Annotated in this window: 10 protein-coding genes and 1 riboswitch; of the genes, 8 read left to right on the top strand and 2 right to left on the bottom strand. The window is 68.9% G+C overall.

The window, feature by feature from the left end; translation table 11 throughout:
• Positions 1–115: 115 nt before the first annotated feature.
• The 8 genes from AB0D27_RS13555 (at position 116) to AB0D27_RS13520 (ending at position 9616) form a co-directional block, all read left to right on the top strand.
• Complete coding sequence (locus AB0D27_RS13555; protein ID WP_362506652.1) at positions 116–1111, top strand: transglycosylase family protein; 996 nt, start codon at positions 116–118, stop codon at positions 1109–1111.
• 183 nt (positions 1112–1294) lie between these two features.
• Positions 1295–1472: riboswitch (cyclic di-AMP (ydaO/yuaA leader) on the top strand.
• Positions 1473–1476: 4 nt separating this feature from the next.
• Positions 1477–2166: a transglycosylase family protein gene (locus AB0D27_RS13550; RefSeq protein ID WP_362506649.1), complete on the top strand. Its 690-nt coding sequence runs from the start codon at positions 1477–1479 to the stop codon at positions 2164–2166.
• A 301-nt stretch (positions 2167–2467) separates the two neighbouring features.
• Entirely contained in the window at positions 2468–3754 is a 1287-nt protein-coding gene (eno, locus tag AB0D27_RS13545) for a phosphopyruvate hydratase (RefSeq protein ID WP_362506646.1), read from the top strand.
• 189 nt (positions 3755–3943) lie between these two features.
• Complete coding sequence (locus AB0D27_RS13540; RefSeq protein WP_362506643.1) at positions 3944–4420, top strand: septum formation initiator family protein; 477 nt, start codon at positions 3944–3946, stop codon at positions 4418–4420.
• 205 nt (positions 4421–4625) lie between these two features.
• Positions 4626–5150: a DUF501 domain-containing protein gene (locus AB0D27_RS13535; RefSeq protein ID WP_362506640.1), complete on the top strand. Its 525-nt coding sequence runs from the start codon at positions 4626–4628 to the stop codon at positions 5148–5150.
• 190 nt (positions 5151–5340) lie between these two features.
• Positions 5341–6282 (top strand): Ppx/GppA phosphatase family protein, encoded by a 942-nt coding sequence (locus tag AB0D27_RS13530; RefSeq protein ID WP_362506637.1) that lies wholly within the window; start codon positions 5341–5343, stop codon positions 6280–6282.
• A gap of 432 nt (positions 6283–6714) precedes the next feature.
• On the top strand, positions 6715–8241 hold the full coding sequence (locus tag AB0D27_RS13525) for an NAD(P)/FAD-dependent oxidoreductase (RefSeq protein WP_362506634.1): 1527 nt from the start codon (positions 6715–6717) through the stop codon (positions 8239–8241).
• 85 nt (positions 8242–8326) lie between these two features.
• Positions 8327–9616, top strand: coding sequence for a cyclopropane-fatty-acyl-phospholipid synthase family protein (locus AB0D27_RS13520; protein WP_362506631.1), 1290 nt, complete (start codon positions 8327–8329; stop codon positions 9614–9616).
• Between the two features lie 65 nt (positions 9617–9681).
• On the opposite strand, the gene AB0D27_RS13515 is transcribed toward AB0D27_RS13520, so the two are convergent.
• Both AB0D27_RS13515 and AB0D27_RS13510 read right to left on the bottom strand, forming a co-directional pair.
• Positions 9682–12228: an ABC transporter permease gene (locus tag AB0D27_RS13515; RefSeq protein WP_362506628.1), complete on the bottom strand. Its 2547-nt coding sequence runs from the start codon at positions 12226–12228 to the stop codon at positions 9682–9684.
• A 75-nt stretch (positions 12229–12303) separates the two neighbouring features.
• Positions 12304–13074 carry an ABC transporter ATP-binding protein gene (locus AB0D27_RS13510; protein ID WP_362506625.1) on the bottom strand — a complete coding sequence of 257 codons (771 nt, stop codon included), beginning with the start codon at positions 13072–13074 and terminating at the stop codon, positions 12304–12306.
• Positions 13075–13354 lie beyond the last annotated feature (280 nt).

The following is a 13354-nucleotide window of genomic DNA, read 5'->3' as shown; positions in this document are numbered from 1 at the left end:
TCACGTGATCTGCGCTGCATCGACTTGTGACAAGCGTTCGAGTGCGGATACGTTCACCCATCAACGCGGCCCATCTGCCGCTGTAGTCACCTGCTGTCACGCGAAAGGCTTCCGCATGCGCTCCGGGAACGGCCGTCATCGTCGCCCCCGTCAGGCCCCGGCCCTCATCGTCGCCGCAGGAGTGACCGGATCGGCCATCGCGATCCCGTTGCTCGGCGCCACCAGTGCGAGCGCGGCCGACGGCACCACGTGGGACCGGGTCGCGGAGTGCGAGAGCGGCGGCGCGTGGAGCACCAATGACGGCAACGGGTACTTCGGCGGCCTGCAGTTGACCCAGGACGACTGGGAGGCGCACGGCGGTCTCGCGTACGCCTCGAGGCCCGATCAGGCCAGCCGCTCGCAGCAGATAGCCGTCGCCGAGAAGCTCCTCGATGCCAAGGGTCTCGCCGCCTGGCCCACCTGTGGGCCGCTCTCCGGGCTCAGCAAGAACTCGGGCGAGGTCGAGGTCGACACGGGGGTGGCGAACGACTCGTCGAGCACGTCCGGCTCGTCGGACTCCTCGGGCTCGTCAAGTTCCTCCGACTCGCCGAGTTCGTCTCTTTCATCCGGTTCGTCCGACTCGTCGTCCGACTCCTCTTCCTCGTCCGGCTCCTCCTCGGACGCGACCGGGAACTCGACGAAGTCCGACACGTCTTCCGGTACCTCACAGGGTTCCGACAGCTCGGACGCGAAAACCGCCACGAATGGCGAATCGGACAACTCCACGCAGAACGGCGACTCTTCGGGTGCGTCCGAGTCCGGGACGACCGGCGCGGGCCGTCACCGTGGCGGCAGCGCCGACGAGGGCACGGCGGAGGGTGTGACCGACGGTCGTACGGACAGCGCTTCCGGGCGGCACGCCTCGCGCGGCTCGAGCGCCTCGCGTGACGCCGCCGACGGCTCGTACACCGTGCGCACCGGTGACAGTCTCTGGACGATCGCCGACGACCTTGACCTCAAGGGTGGATGGGCCGAGCTGTACGCCGGGAACAAGGAGACGGTCGGTGCCGATCCCGACCTCATCATCCCCGGTCAGAGTCTTGCAGTTGGTGCTGAAACGGACGAAAAGTAGCGGGAGTTCGCGTCCTGGTTCGCCGTGTAATGTCCGGTTTGGCGCGAGTGAGAGATGGGTCTCAGAAGCCCTGATCGTCTTTGGAATTCCGCCGATCGCATGTCTACGGTCGTGATCGCTCGCCACCGCGGGCCCCGACGGTCGCAACGCCGAATCCTGCCAGCGGCCGTACGGGAACAGTCGTCGCGTCAAGCGCCGTAGGCAGGAGCGGGGGACCCAAGGTAAGCGCCGCGCCCGGGAGTTGACCGGGAGCGGCTTGGGGTGAAGACGTGCGCCAGAGGCCGAAGGGCCGAGGCGCGCGGCCGGGCACTCACCCGCCCGAACCCGACAGCTCACCTCGCAGGCGTCGGTGAGGGGATCTCTCCATGCTGTTTTCCAGCAAGGGCAAGCACCGCCGTCCTTCCAAGGCCACCCGTGTCGCCACGCTCGCCGGTGTCACCGGTGTCGCCATCGCCGCCCCGCTGATGGCGGCCGGCAACGCCTCCGCCGCCACCTCCTCCGAGTGGGACGCGGTCGCCCAGTGCGAGTCCGGTGGCAACTGGTCCATCAACACTGGCAACGGCTACTACGGCGGCCTGCAGTTCTCGTCCTCCACCTGGGCCGCGTACGGCGGCACCGCCTACGCCTCCACCGCCAACCAGGCCTCCAAGTCGGAGCAGATCACCATCGGCGAGAAGGTCCTCGCCGCGCAGGGCAAGGGTGCCTGGCCGACCTGCGGCACGGGCCTGTCGAGCGCCGCGTACAGCGGTGGCACGTCCACGCCCTCCAGCTCCTCCTCGTCGAGCGGCTCGCAGAGCACCACCACCCGGACGACGGAGCAGCCCGCCTCCCGTTCCACCGAGCGCCCGGTCGCCAAGAAGACCGTCACCACCCCGACCGGCAAGAAGGTCAAGAAGGGTGACGGCGAGTACAAGGTCGTCAAGGGTGACACCCTCAGCTCGATCGCCGAGAAGAAGAACGTCAAGGGCGGCTGGCAGAAGCTGTTCAAGCTGAACAAGGACATCGTCGACGACGCCGACTTCATCTACCCCGGTCAGCAGCTGCACCTCAGCTGAATGACAGCCCTCTCGTAGAAGGGGTCTCCATGGTGGAGACCCCGGTGAGGGCCCCCGTCCCCACGGGCTCCCCGCTCCGGTGCGTGTTCCCCCGTACGCACCGGAGCGGGGCTTTTTCCTGTCGGGCCGGCGCGGGGCGGGTTTCATGTACGGGGCAGGTTTTTGTTCCGTTCGGAAACAATTTACTCTCGGTTCTGCCCAAGGGGTGGTCGACCGGCTGGCCGATCCCTCCGAGGCGGTTAGGCTCATCTCGCAGAGCCCGCGAAAAGCTCTGCGTACCCGCGTCACATCCCAGAAGGAGATGCTCGTGCCGTCCATCGACGTCGTCGTAGCCCGGGAAATCCTGGACTCCCGAGGCAACCCCACGGTCGAGGTCGAGGTCGGCCTCGACGACGGCAGCACGGGTCGTGCCGCCGTCCCGTCCGGCGCTTCCACCGGCGCCTTCGAGGCCATCGAGCTCCGCGACGGGGACCCCAACCGCTACCAGGGCAAGGGTGTCGAGAAGGCCGTCCTCGCCGTCATTGAGCAGATCGGCCCGGAGCTCGTCGGCTACGACGCCACCGAGCAGCGCCTGATCGACCAGGCGATGTTCGACCTGGACGCCACCGACAACAAGGGCTCGCTCGGCGCCAACGCCATCCTCGGCGTCTCGCTCGCCGTCGCGCACGCCGCCTCCGAGGCCAGCGACCTCCCGCTCTTCCGCTACCTGGGCGGCCCGAACGCGCACCTGCTGCCCGTTCCGATGATGAACATCCTGAACGGCGGGTCGCACGCCGACTCGAACGTGGACATCCAGGAGTTCATGATCGCCCCGATCGGCGCGGAGTCCTTCTCCGAGGCGCTGCGCTGGGGCGCCGAGGTCTACCACACCCTCAAGAAGGTGCTGAAGACCAAGGGCCTGTCCACCGGTCTCGGTGACGAGGGCGGCTTCGCCCCGAACCTGGAGTCCAACCGCGCCGCGCTCGACCTAATCCTCGAGGCCATCAAGCAGGCCGGTTACGTCCCCGGCGAGCAGATCGCGCTCGCGCTCGACGTCGCCGCGTCGGAGTTCTACAAGGACGGCAGCTACGAGTTCGAGGGCAAGTCCCGCTCGGCCGCCGAGATGACGGAGTACTACGAGGAGCTCGTCTCCGCGTACCCGCTCGTCTCCATCGAGGACCCGCTGTACGAGGACGACTGGGCCGGCTGGAACGTCATCACCGAGAAGCTGGGCGACAAGGTCCAGATCGTCGGCGACGACCTCTTCGTCACCAACCCCGAGCGCCTCGCCCGCGGCATCGAGGAGGGCTCCGCGAACGCCCTGCTCGTCAAGGTCAACCAGATCGGCTCGCTGACCGAGACCCTGGACGCCGTCGAGATGGCCCAGCGCAACGGCTTCAAGTGCATGATGTCCCACCGCTCCGGCGAGACCGAGGACGTCACCATCGCCGACCTCGCCGTCGCGGTGAACTGCGGCCAGATCAAGACCGGCGCCCCGGCCCGCTCGGACCGCGTCGCCAAGTACAACCAGCTGCTGCGCATCGAGGAGATCCTCGACGACGCGGCGGTGTACGCCGGTCGCAGCGCCTTCCCGCGCTTCAAGGGCTGAGCGTTCCCGCTGTTCCGCTTGGCGGACGATGGGCACAGCAAGGGCTGAGCGTTCCCGCCGTTCCGCTTTGCGGACGATGGGCACAGCAAGGCTGAGCCTCGAGGCCGTAGGAAGCGTCGTACGTACGTCCCCGTACCCGGTCCCGTACCGTGTGCGGGGACGTCCGCATGTGTGAAGGGGAGGCGGGACATGGCCGTGAAGGACCGGGACCGGTTCTCCACCGCGACCAGGCTGAAGCTGCTCGGCGAGCAGACGGCGGCCCGGGTCTATCGCTCCCAGACCAAGCGGCAGGCCCGCCGCTCGCGGCTGACCGGCCGGGCCGCGCTGCTGGCCCTCGTCCTGTGCTCCCTGATCGTCGCCCTCGCGTACCCGATGAGGCAGTACGTGTCCCAGCGCACCCAGGTCGCCAATCTGGAGCGGCAGCGGGAGCAGGCCCGCCAGCGGGTCGAGCAGCTGCGCGACCTCAAGGCGCGCTGGCAGGACGACGCGTACGCCCAGCAGCAGATCCGGCAGCGGCTGCACTATGTGATGCCGGGTGAGACCGGCTATGTCGTGATCGATCCGGACGCGGCGAAGCAGTCCCGCGCCGAACAGGGGGCGGCCGGCCGTCCCTGGTACGCCAACGTCTGGGACGGCGTGGACAAGTCCGACGCCGCCGACCAGTGACGACGACCGGATCAGTGACGACGGCCCGACCAGTGACGACGGCCCGGACCAGTGACGACGACCGGATCAGTGACGACGGCCCGACCAGTGACGACGGCCCGGACCAGTGACGACGACCGGATCAGTGACGACGACCGGATCAGTGACACGATCCGATCAGTGACGACGACCCATGAACTGACCAGAAAGACATGTGAATCACGGCATGGAAACGCCACCGCCGCCCACTCCGCGCACCGAGCCGACCGACGCGGACGTCGAGGCCTTCAAGCAGCAGCTCGGGCGGCCGCCGCGCGGGTTGCGCGCGATCGTGCACCGGTGTCCGTGCGGGCAGCCGGACGTCGTCGAGACGGCGCCGCGGCTGCCTGACGGGACGCCGTTCCCGACGACGTACTACCTGACGTGCCCGCGTGCGGCTTCCGCGATCGGGACGCTGGAGGCCAACGGCGTCATGAAGGAGATGACGGACCGTCTGGCGACCGATCCCGAACTGGCCGCCGCCTACCGTGCCGCGCACGAGGACTACATCGCTCGGCGTGACTCCATCGAGGTGCTGGAGGGATTCCCCAGTGCGGGGGGTATGCCGGACCGGGTGAAGTGCCTTCACGTGCTCGTCGCGCACTCCCTGGCCGCGGGCCCGGGGGTCAATCCGCTCGGGGACGAGGCGATCGCGATGCTGCCGGAGTGGTGGAGCAAGGGGCCGTGTGTGGTCCCGGCCGAGGGCGACTGACGCGCCGCTGGGGTGCGGCGAGGGGAGTTTCGCCCCCGCCGCCCCTACCCTCCCCCACTCTCGGCTTCGCTCGAGCGGGGGGACCCCCACCGTACCTGGGGGGCTCCGCCCCCAGACCCCCTTGTCGCGCTTCGCGCTCGTCCTCAAACGCCGGACGGGCCAGAACCCTTCAGCCAGGAGACCAGACACCATGACCAGGGTCGCTGCCATCGACTGTGGCACCAACTCCATCCGGCTGCTCGTCGCAGACGCGGATCCCGCCACGGGGGAACTCGTCGAGCTGGACCGCAGGATGACGATCGTGCGGCTCGGGCAGGGAGTCGACCGGACGGGGCGGCTCGCGCCCGACGCGCTGGAGCGGACGTTCGCGGCGTGCCGGGAGTACGCGGCGGTCATCAAGGAGCACGGCGCCCAGAAGCTGCGCTTCGTCGCGACGTCCGCCTCCCGCGACGCGGAGAACCGGGAGGACTTCGTGCGCGGAGTGCAGGACATCCTCGGCGTGGAGCCGGAGGTCATCACCGGCGACCAGGAGGCGGAGTTCTCCTTCATCGGCGCGACCAAGGAGCTGACGGGCCGGGACGACCTGGCCAAGCCCTACCTGGTCGTGGACATTGGTGGCGGTTCGACCGAGCTGGTCGTGGGCGAGGAGCACGTGCGCGCCGCGCGGTCCGTCGACATCGGGTGCGTACGGATGACCGAGCGGCACCTCGTGCAGGAGGGAGTCGTCAGTGATCCGCCGACGCCCGGGCAGATCGACGCGATCCGCGCGGACATCGAGGCGGCGCTGGACCTCGCGGAGCAGACCGTGCCGCTGCGCGAGGCACGGACGCTCGTCGGGCTCGCCGGCTCGGTCACCACGGTCTCGGCGATCGCCCAGAACCTGCCCGAGTACGACTCCGCGGCGATCCACCACTCCCGGGTCTCCTACGACAAGGTCCGCGAGATCACCGAGTGGCTGCTGGCGTCCACGCACGCCGAGCGCGCCGCGATTCCCTCGATGCACCCGGGGCGGGTCGATGTCATCGCCGCGGGAGCTCTGGTACTGCTTTCGATCATGGAGCGGATCGGGGCGGACGAGGTCGTCGTCAGCGAGCACGACATCCTCGACGGCATCGCCTGGTCCGTGGCTTAGCTCTCCTTTGCTACCTGTCAGTAGCCTCGGCTGAGCAGGTCGGATAACGTATGAGCGCGTCCTGAGGGGCCCGGAAAGGCCCTCCGGGAAGTGTCGTCAGGAAAGTTCGTGAAGTTCTTCACAAGGAAAAGCCCGCTGCCGGGCGAGGAATGGGCCGCAGGGGCCCTCCCGGGGGGCTCGGGCGGTCCGGAAGCGTGCTCGGCGGCGCGTTTCGGGGGCGTTGCGGGAGGGTGAACCCGGGGGCTGGTCCGGTCGGTCGGAAGGGCCGGAGCGGCAGCTCACGCGGTGTTGACAACGGTCCGCACTACACGGTGGTCCCCCCGTCGCGCCATGACCTGGGTCACGTGGGCGGCGCAGTGTAGCAGAGACCCTGACCAAGCTTGTGAAGGGGCGCACGAGCGACCCCCCAAGACCGGGTGGATACTCGATGGCATGAGCACCACGGAGCGTCCCAGGATCCTCGTAGTAGGCGGTGGGTACGTAGGCCTGTACGCAGCTCGGCGCATTCTGAAGAAGATGCGCTACGGAGAGGCGACCGTCACGGTCGTCGACCCCCGGTCGTACATGACCTACCAGCCCTTCCTCCCCGAAGCCGCCGCCGGCAGCATCTCCCCGCGGCATGTCGTCGTCCCGCTGCGACGCGTGCTCCCCAAGGCGGAGGTCCTCACCGGCCGGGTCACCACCATCGACCAGGACCGCAAGGTCGCCACGATCGCCCCCCTCGTGGGTGAGGCGTACGAGCTGCCTTTCGACTACCTCGTCATCGCGATGGGCGCGGTCTCCCGCACCTTCCCGATCCCCGGCCTCGCCGAGCAGGGCATCGGCATGAAGGGCATCGAGGAGTCCATCGGCCTGCGCAACCACGTCCTCGAGCAGCTCGACAAGGCTGACTCCACGACCGACGAGGACGTCCGGCGCAAGGCGCTGACGTTCGTCTTCGTCGGCGGTGGCTTCGCGGGTGCGGAGACCATCGGTGAGGTCGAGGACATGGCCCGTGACGCGTCGAAGTACTACACCAACGTGTCCCGTGAGGACATGCGCTTTATCCTCGTCGACGCCGCGGACAAGATCCTCCCCGAGGTCGGTCCCAAGCTCGGCCAGTACGGCAAGGAGCACCTGGAGAGCCGCGGTGTGGAGATCTACCTCTCCACCTCCATGGACTCCTGCGTCGACGGCCACGTGGTTCTCAAGAACGGCCTCGAGGTCGACTCCAACACCATCGTGTGGACGGCCGGCGTGAAGCCGAACCCCGTTCTCTCCCGCTTCGGTCTGCCGCTCGGCCCGCGCGGTCACGTGGACACCCGGACCACGCTCCAGGTGCAGGGCACGGACTACATCTGGGCCGCGGGCGACAACGCCCAGGTGCCCGACGTCGCCGCCCGCAAGGCCGGTGTCGAGAACGCCTGGTGCCCGCCGAACGCGCAGCACGCGCTGCGTCAGGCGCGGGTTCTCGGCGACAACGTGATCTCCGGTCTGCGGGGCTTCCCGCAGAAGGAGTACAGCCACGCCAACAAGGGTGCTGTCGCGGGTCTCGGGCTCCACAAGGGCGTCGCGATGATCGTCATGGGCAAGGTGAAGATCAAGCTCAAGGGCCGTCTCGCGTGGTACATGCACCGTGGCTACCACGGGCTGGCCATGCCGACGTGGAACCGTAAGATCCGCGTCTTCGCCGACTGGACGCTCGCGATGTTCCTCAAGCGTGAGGTCGTCTCGCTCGGTGCCATCGAGTCTCCTCGCGAGGAGTTCTACGAGGCCGCCAAGCCGGCGCCGGCCGCGGCGGCCGCACCCGCGCCCGTCGCCAAGACCGAGGAGAAGGCCAAGGCCTCCTCCCCCCGGGACTCTGACGGCCCCGACGGGGCCGCCCGCCATCCGTGGTGCGGGCGGCCCCTTCGGCGTTCCCGACGAGGCCCGCCGCCGCGCGAAAAGCGTGGCGGCTACAGCTATTTTGCTCAGCTGTAACGCGGAAGGGGGACTGCGCGAGAGACCGGTTGGTGTTTACGTGTTGTTTGGAGCGTTCGGGAATGTCGTCACGGAGGTGTGCGCCATGCAGGACGCCGCGCTGCGGCTGAACAGCCTTGTCGAACAGTTGCTGGGGGTTCCGCTCCCGGTGCGCATCCGCGCCTGGGACGGCTCGGAAGCAGGTCCACCCGGCGCCCCCGCGCTCATCGTGCGCAACCGGAAGGCCCTGCGCCGCCTGCTGTGGAAGCCGGGCGAACTGGGCCTGGCCCGGGCCTGGGTCGCCGGTGATCTCGGCGTGGAGGGCGACCTGTACACCGCCCTGGACCTGATGTCCGGGCTCGTGTGGCAGCGGGGAGAGGACGCGCGGGGAGTCGCCGAGGCGCTGCGGGATCCCGAGGTACGCGCGGCCGTGCGCGGCCTGCTGAAGATGGCCGGGCCCCCGCTGCCGCCCGCCCCGCCCCGTGAGGAGGTGCGCAGACGCCGCCACCTGCACACCAAGCGCAGCGACAAACGAGCCATCAGCCACCACTACGACGTGGGCAACGACTTCTACGAGATCGTCCTCGGCCCCTCCATGGTCTACTCGTGCGCCTACTGGGAGGACGGCGGCACACTCGAGGACGCCCAGCGCGACAAGCTCGAACTCATCGCCGGCAAGCTCGGCCTGAAGCCCGGTCAGCGGCTCCTGGACGTCGGCTGCGGCTGGGGCTCCATGGCCATCCACGCGGCCCGCGAGCACGGCGCGAGCGTCGTCGGCGTCACGCTGTCGCAGGAACAGGCCGCGTACGCCCGTAAACGGGTCGCCGACGAGGGGCTGACCGACAAGGTGGAGATCCGGGTGCAGGACTACCGGGACGTCACCGACGGGCCGTACGACGCCATCTCCTCCGTGGGCATGGCCGAACACGTGGGTGCCGACCGCTACTTGGAGTACGCCGAGGTGCTGTACCAACTGCTCAAGCCCGGTGGCCGGCTGCTCAACCATCAGATCGCCCGGCGGCCCCAGCGCGACGAATCGGCGTACTCCGTGGATGAGTTCATCGACGCGTACGTCTTCCCGGACGGCGAACTCGCACCCCTCGGTACGACCGTGATGCAGCTGGAGCGGGCCGGGTTCGAGGTGCGAGACGTCGAGTCCATCCGCGAGCACTACGGGCTCACCCTTCGCCGCTGGGTCACCAACCTGGAGGCGCAGTGGGCGCGGGCCGTCAAGCTCACCAGCCCCGGCCGGGCCCGCGTCTGGCGCCTGTACATGGCGGCCAGCGCCGTCGCCTTCGAGCGCAACCACATCGGCGTCAACCAGGTCCTGGCGGTCAGGACCCCGGAGCCCTCCGGTGCCTCCGGGATGCCGCTGCGGGCGCGCACCTGGAACTGACCCGTCCGTGGAAGGGGCCCCGTTCCGCCTGGAACGGGGCCCCACTCATGTACCGCCGTCGAGGATCACTCCGACTTGATCGCCGACAGCATGTTCAGCCGGGCCGCCCGTCGCGCCGGCCACAGTGCGGCCAGTACGCCGACCGTCGCCGCGAGGAGGAGGAAGATCCCCATCCGGGCCCAGGGCAGGACCAGTTCGTACGTCGGCATCTTGCTGCCCAGCAGCTCGCCGGCCGCCCAGCCGAAGAACACGCCCAGGCCGATGCCGAGGACGCCGCCGAAGAGCGAGATGACCAGGGACTCCAGGCGGACCATGCGCTTGATGCCCTTGCGGTCGAGGCCGATCGCGCGGAGCATCCCGATCTCCTGCGAGCGCTCGAAGACCGACATCGCGAGGGTGTTGATGACACCGAGGACGGCGACGATGACCGCCATCGCGAGCAGGCCGTAGAGCATGTTCAGCATCAGCGTGAACATCTGCGCGATGCTGTCGGAGAGATCCTTCTTGTCCTGGACCTTGATGGCCGGGTTGTCGCCGAGGGCCTTCTCCAGCTTGTCCTTGGTCGCGGCGGACGTGCCGTCGACCGTCTTCACCATGACCTGCAGGTCGGAGGCGTCGCTCTGGTGGGGCGCGAGCGTGGCGTTGTCGAGGATGATGCCGTGGATCATCTCGTTGCCCTCGTACACACCGGCGACGGTCAGGTTCTGCCTCTTCCCGTCCTCGTACGAGACCTTGAAGTGCGAACCGGCCGTCCAGCCATGCGAGGTGGCGGTGTCCTTGTCGACGACGACCCGAGTGCCGCCGACCTCGAAGGCGCCGTCGGTGACCGTGAGGTCGGTGAGCTCGGCGATGGAGGCGCCGTTGACGCCGGTCAGGTACTCGGTCTGCTGGTCGATGCGGGAGGGCGCGTCGCGCAGGGAGCTGGTGTCGCTGACTCCGTCGACGCCGGTGAGTTTCTTCTCGACGTCCGGGGAGAGCGAGTTGCCGTTCGCCATCGAGACGACGTAGTCCGCCTTGATCGCCGAACTGGCCATCTTGTCGATCGACTTCTGCAGGCTGCCCGCCATCACCGTCATTCCGGTGATCAGGGTGAGGCCGATCATCAGGGCGGAGGCCGTGGCGGCCGTACGGCGCGGGTTGCGCACCGAGTTCTGCCGGGCCAGCTTGCCGGAGACCCCGAAGACACGGAGCACGGGGGCCGCCGCCGCGATCAGCGGGCGGGACAGCAGCGGGGTCAGGACGAAGACGCCGATGATGAGCAGGACCGCGCCGAGGCCCATCGGGGCCTGACCGTCGGATCCGTCCATGGTGGTCGCGTAGAGGACCACGGCCACGCCGGCCGCGGCGAAGAGGGCGCCGATCGTGTTCCGTACCACCAGGGACTTCGTCGTCGCCTGCGCGTGCACGCTGCTCATCGCGGCGACCGGCGGGATCTTCGCGGCGCGGCGGCCCGGCAGCCACGCGGCCAGCATGGTGATGAGGACGCCGACGAGCAGCGCCGTGGCGATCGTGCCCGGCGAGATCACCAGCGGCCCGTCCGGCACGGTGGCGCCGAGCGAGCCCATCAGGGAGCGCATTGCGGCGCCGATGCCGATACCCGCGGCCAGACCCGCGACGGCCGCGACCGCGCCGACGACGAAGGCCTCGACGAGGACGGAACGGGTGACCTGCCTGCGGGAGGCGCCGACGGCGCGCAGCAGGGCCAGTTCCTTGGTGCGCTGGGCGACCAGCATGGTGAAGGTGTTGGCGATGATGAACGTGCCGACGAACAGCGCGATGCCCGCGAAGACCAGCAGGCCCGTCTTCATGCCGCTCATCGCCGAGGAGATCTGCTCGGCCTGGTCGTCGGCGAGCTGCTGACCGGTGGTCGTGGAGGCGACGTCCTTCGGCATGACGGAGTCGAGGGCGCCGCGCAAGGCGGTCTGACTCGTACCCGGCGCCGCCTTCACGTCGATTTCGTCGTACGAGCCGACCGAGTGGAAGAGTTTCTGCGCGGTCGTGGTGTCGAAGAGGGCGAGGCTGCCGCCCGCGGCGACGTTGCCGTCGTCGGTGGTGAAGATGCCGGTGATCGTGGGCTTGAGGACGGGCCCGTCGATGGACAGCCGTACGGTGTCGCCGACCTTGTAGCCCGCCCGCTTCGCGGTCTCCGAGTCGATCGCGACCTCGCCCTTCCCCTGGGGCGCGTGACCGCTCGTCAGCGGATACCGGGGGTCCTTCGCGCCCTTCGCGCCCTTCGCGCCCCAGTAATTCCCGCCCTGCGACTGGAAGCCGCCGCCGATCAGCTTGCCGTCCTTGTCGGCGATGGCGGTGAAGCCGTTGACGACCCCGATGGCGGAGGCGGCGCCCGGAACCTTGGCGGCCTTGTCGAGCAGCGGCTGCGTGAGCTTCTGCTCCTTGGCGACGGTGTCGCCCTTGTCCGCCGGGCTTTCCGGCCGGATGGCGACGTCGACCTGGCCGAAGCCCTTGGCGGAACTCTTCTGATAGGCGTCCGAGATGGTGTTGGTGAAGACCAGGGTCCCCGACACGAAGGCCACGCCGAGCATCACGGCGAGCACGGTCATCAGGAGCCTGGCCTTGTGCGCGAGCACATTGCGCAAGGCGGTACGGAACATGGGTTTCTCAGTCCAGGAAGTCGCGGGAGGGCGCGGGAAGTCGAGTGGTCCGGCGGGCGCCGGTCTGTAGGGCCCTCAGCTCGTGCGACCCTTGCCGTCGAATTGCTTCATGCGGTCCAGGACGGAGTCCGCGGTCGGCCCGTACACCTCGTCGACGATCCGGCCGTCCGCGAGGAAGACGACACGGTCCGCGTACGCGGCGGCCACCGGGTCGTGGGTGACCATCACCACGGTCTGCCCCAACTCCCGTACGGAGTTGCGCAGGAAGCCCAGCACCTCCGCGCCCGAGCGGGAGTCGAGGTTTCCGGTCGGCTCGTCGCCGAAGATGATGTCCGGCCGGGAGGCGAGGGCGCGGGCGACGGCGACGCGCTGCTGCTGGCCGCCGGAGAGCTGCGAGGGACGGTGGCCGAGGCGGTCGGCGAGGCCGATCATCTTGATGACGTTGTCCAGCCACGCCCTGTCGGGCTTGCGGCCCGCGATGTCCATCGGGAGGGTGATGTTCTCCAGGGCCGTCAGGGTGGGCAGCAGATTGAACGCCTGGAAGATGAAGCCGATCTTGTCCCGGCGCAACTTGGTGAGCTGCTTGTCCTTGAGTGAGCCCAACTCGGTCTCGCCGATGCGCACGGAGCCGGAGGAGAACGTGTCCAGTCCGGCCACGCAGTGCATCAGCGTGGACTTGCCGGACCCGGAGGGGCCCATGATCGCGGTGAACTCGGCCTGCCGGAAGTCGACGGTGACCCGGTCGAGGGCGACCACCTGGGTCTCGCCCTGTCCGTAGACCTTCGACAGTTCCGTGGCGCGGGCTGCCACCGCGGTGATGGGGCCGGCGAGGGGAGTGGTGGTCACGGGAGGGTGCTCCTGTCGGGACGACGACGTTTTTGGGGACGTGTCCCATCGTCCGGGCCGATCCGCGCCATGGAGTCAGCCGCTGTTCCGGTTCCGGGGGCAGACTCCGGGCGGACCGGGAGCGGTCGTGTCATACCTGGGGATGACAGGGCTCCCCTGAGCGGTCTGCGGGTACGACATCGTGGAGAGCGCTTCACCCGGGGCCCGTTGGAAGTCTGTTCGGACTCCGTTCGGACGGTGAAATTCCGTCATTCCGTATACGCCGCCCCGGGGCGTCCGA

This window comes from Streptomyces sp. NPDC048415 (assembly GCF_040651675.1).
In the GTDB taxonomy this organism is placed as follows: Bacteria; Actinomycetota; Actinomycetes; order Streptomycetales; family Streptomycetaceae; genus Streptomyces.
The sequence above is the reverse complement of the archived record's forward strand: the minus strand, read 5'-3'. Positions and strand labels throughout refer to the sequence as shown.

Coding starts and splice junctions, on each gene's coding strand:
- AB0D27_RS13520 (WP_362506631.1), top strand. CDS start 8,327: ATGCAGGACGCCGCGCTGCGGCTGAACAGCCTTGTCGAACAGTTGCTG.
- AB0D27_RS13530 (WP_362506637.1), top strand. CDS start 5,341: ATGACCAGGGTCGCTGCCATCGACTGTGGCACCAACTCCATCCGGCTG.
- AB0D27_RS13515 (WP_362506628.1), bottom strand. CDS start 12,228: ATGTTCCGTACCGCCTTGCGCAATGTGCTCGCGCACAAGGCCAGGCTC.
- AB0D27_RS13550 (WP_362506649.1), top strand. CDS start 1,477: ATGCTGTTTTCCAGCAAGGGCAAGCACCGCCGTCCTTCCAAGGCCACC.
- AB0D27_RS13555 (WP_362506652.1), top strand. CDS start 116: ATGCGCTCCGGGAACGGCCGTCATCGTCGCCCCCGTCAGGCCCCGGCC.
- AB0D27_RS13540 (WP_362506643.1), top strand. CDS start 3,944: ATGGCCGTGAAGGACCGGGACCGGTTCTCCACCGCGACCAGGCTGAAG.
- AB0D27_RS13525 (WP_362506634.1), top strand. CDS start 6,715: ATGAGCACCACGGAGCGTCCCAGGATCCTCGTAGTAGGCGGTGGGTAC.
- AB0D27_RS13535 (WP_362506640.1), top strand. CDS start 4,626: ATGGAAACGCCACCGCCGCCCACTCCGCGCACCGAGCCGACCGACGCG.
- eno (WP_362506646.1), top strand. CDS start 2,468: ATGCTCGTGCCGTCCATCGACGTCGTCGTAGCCCGGGAAATCCTGGAC.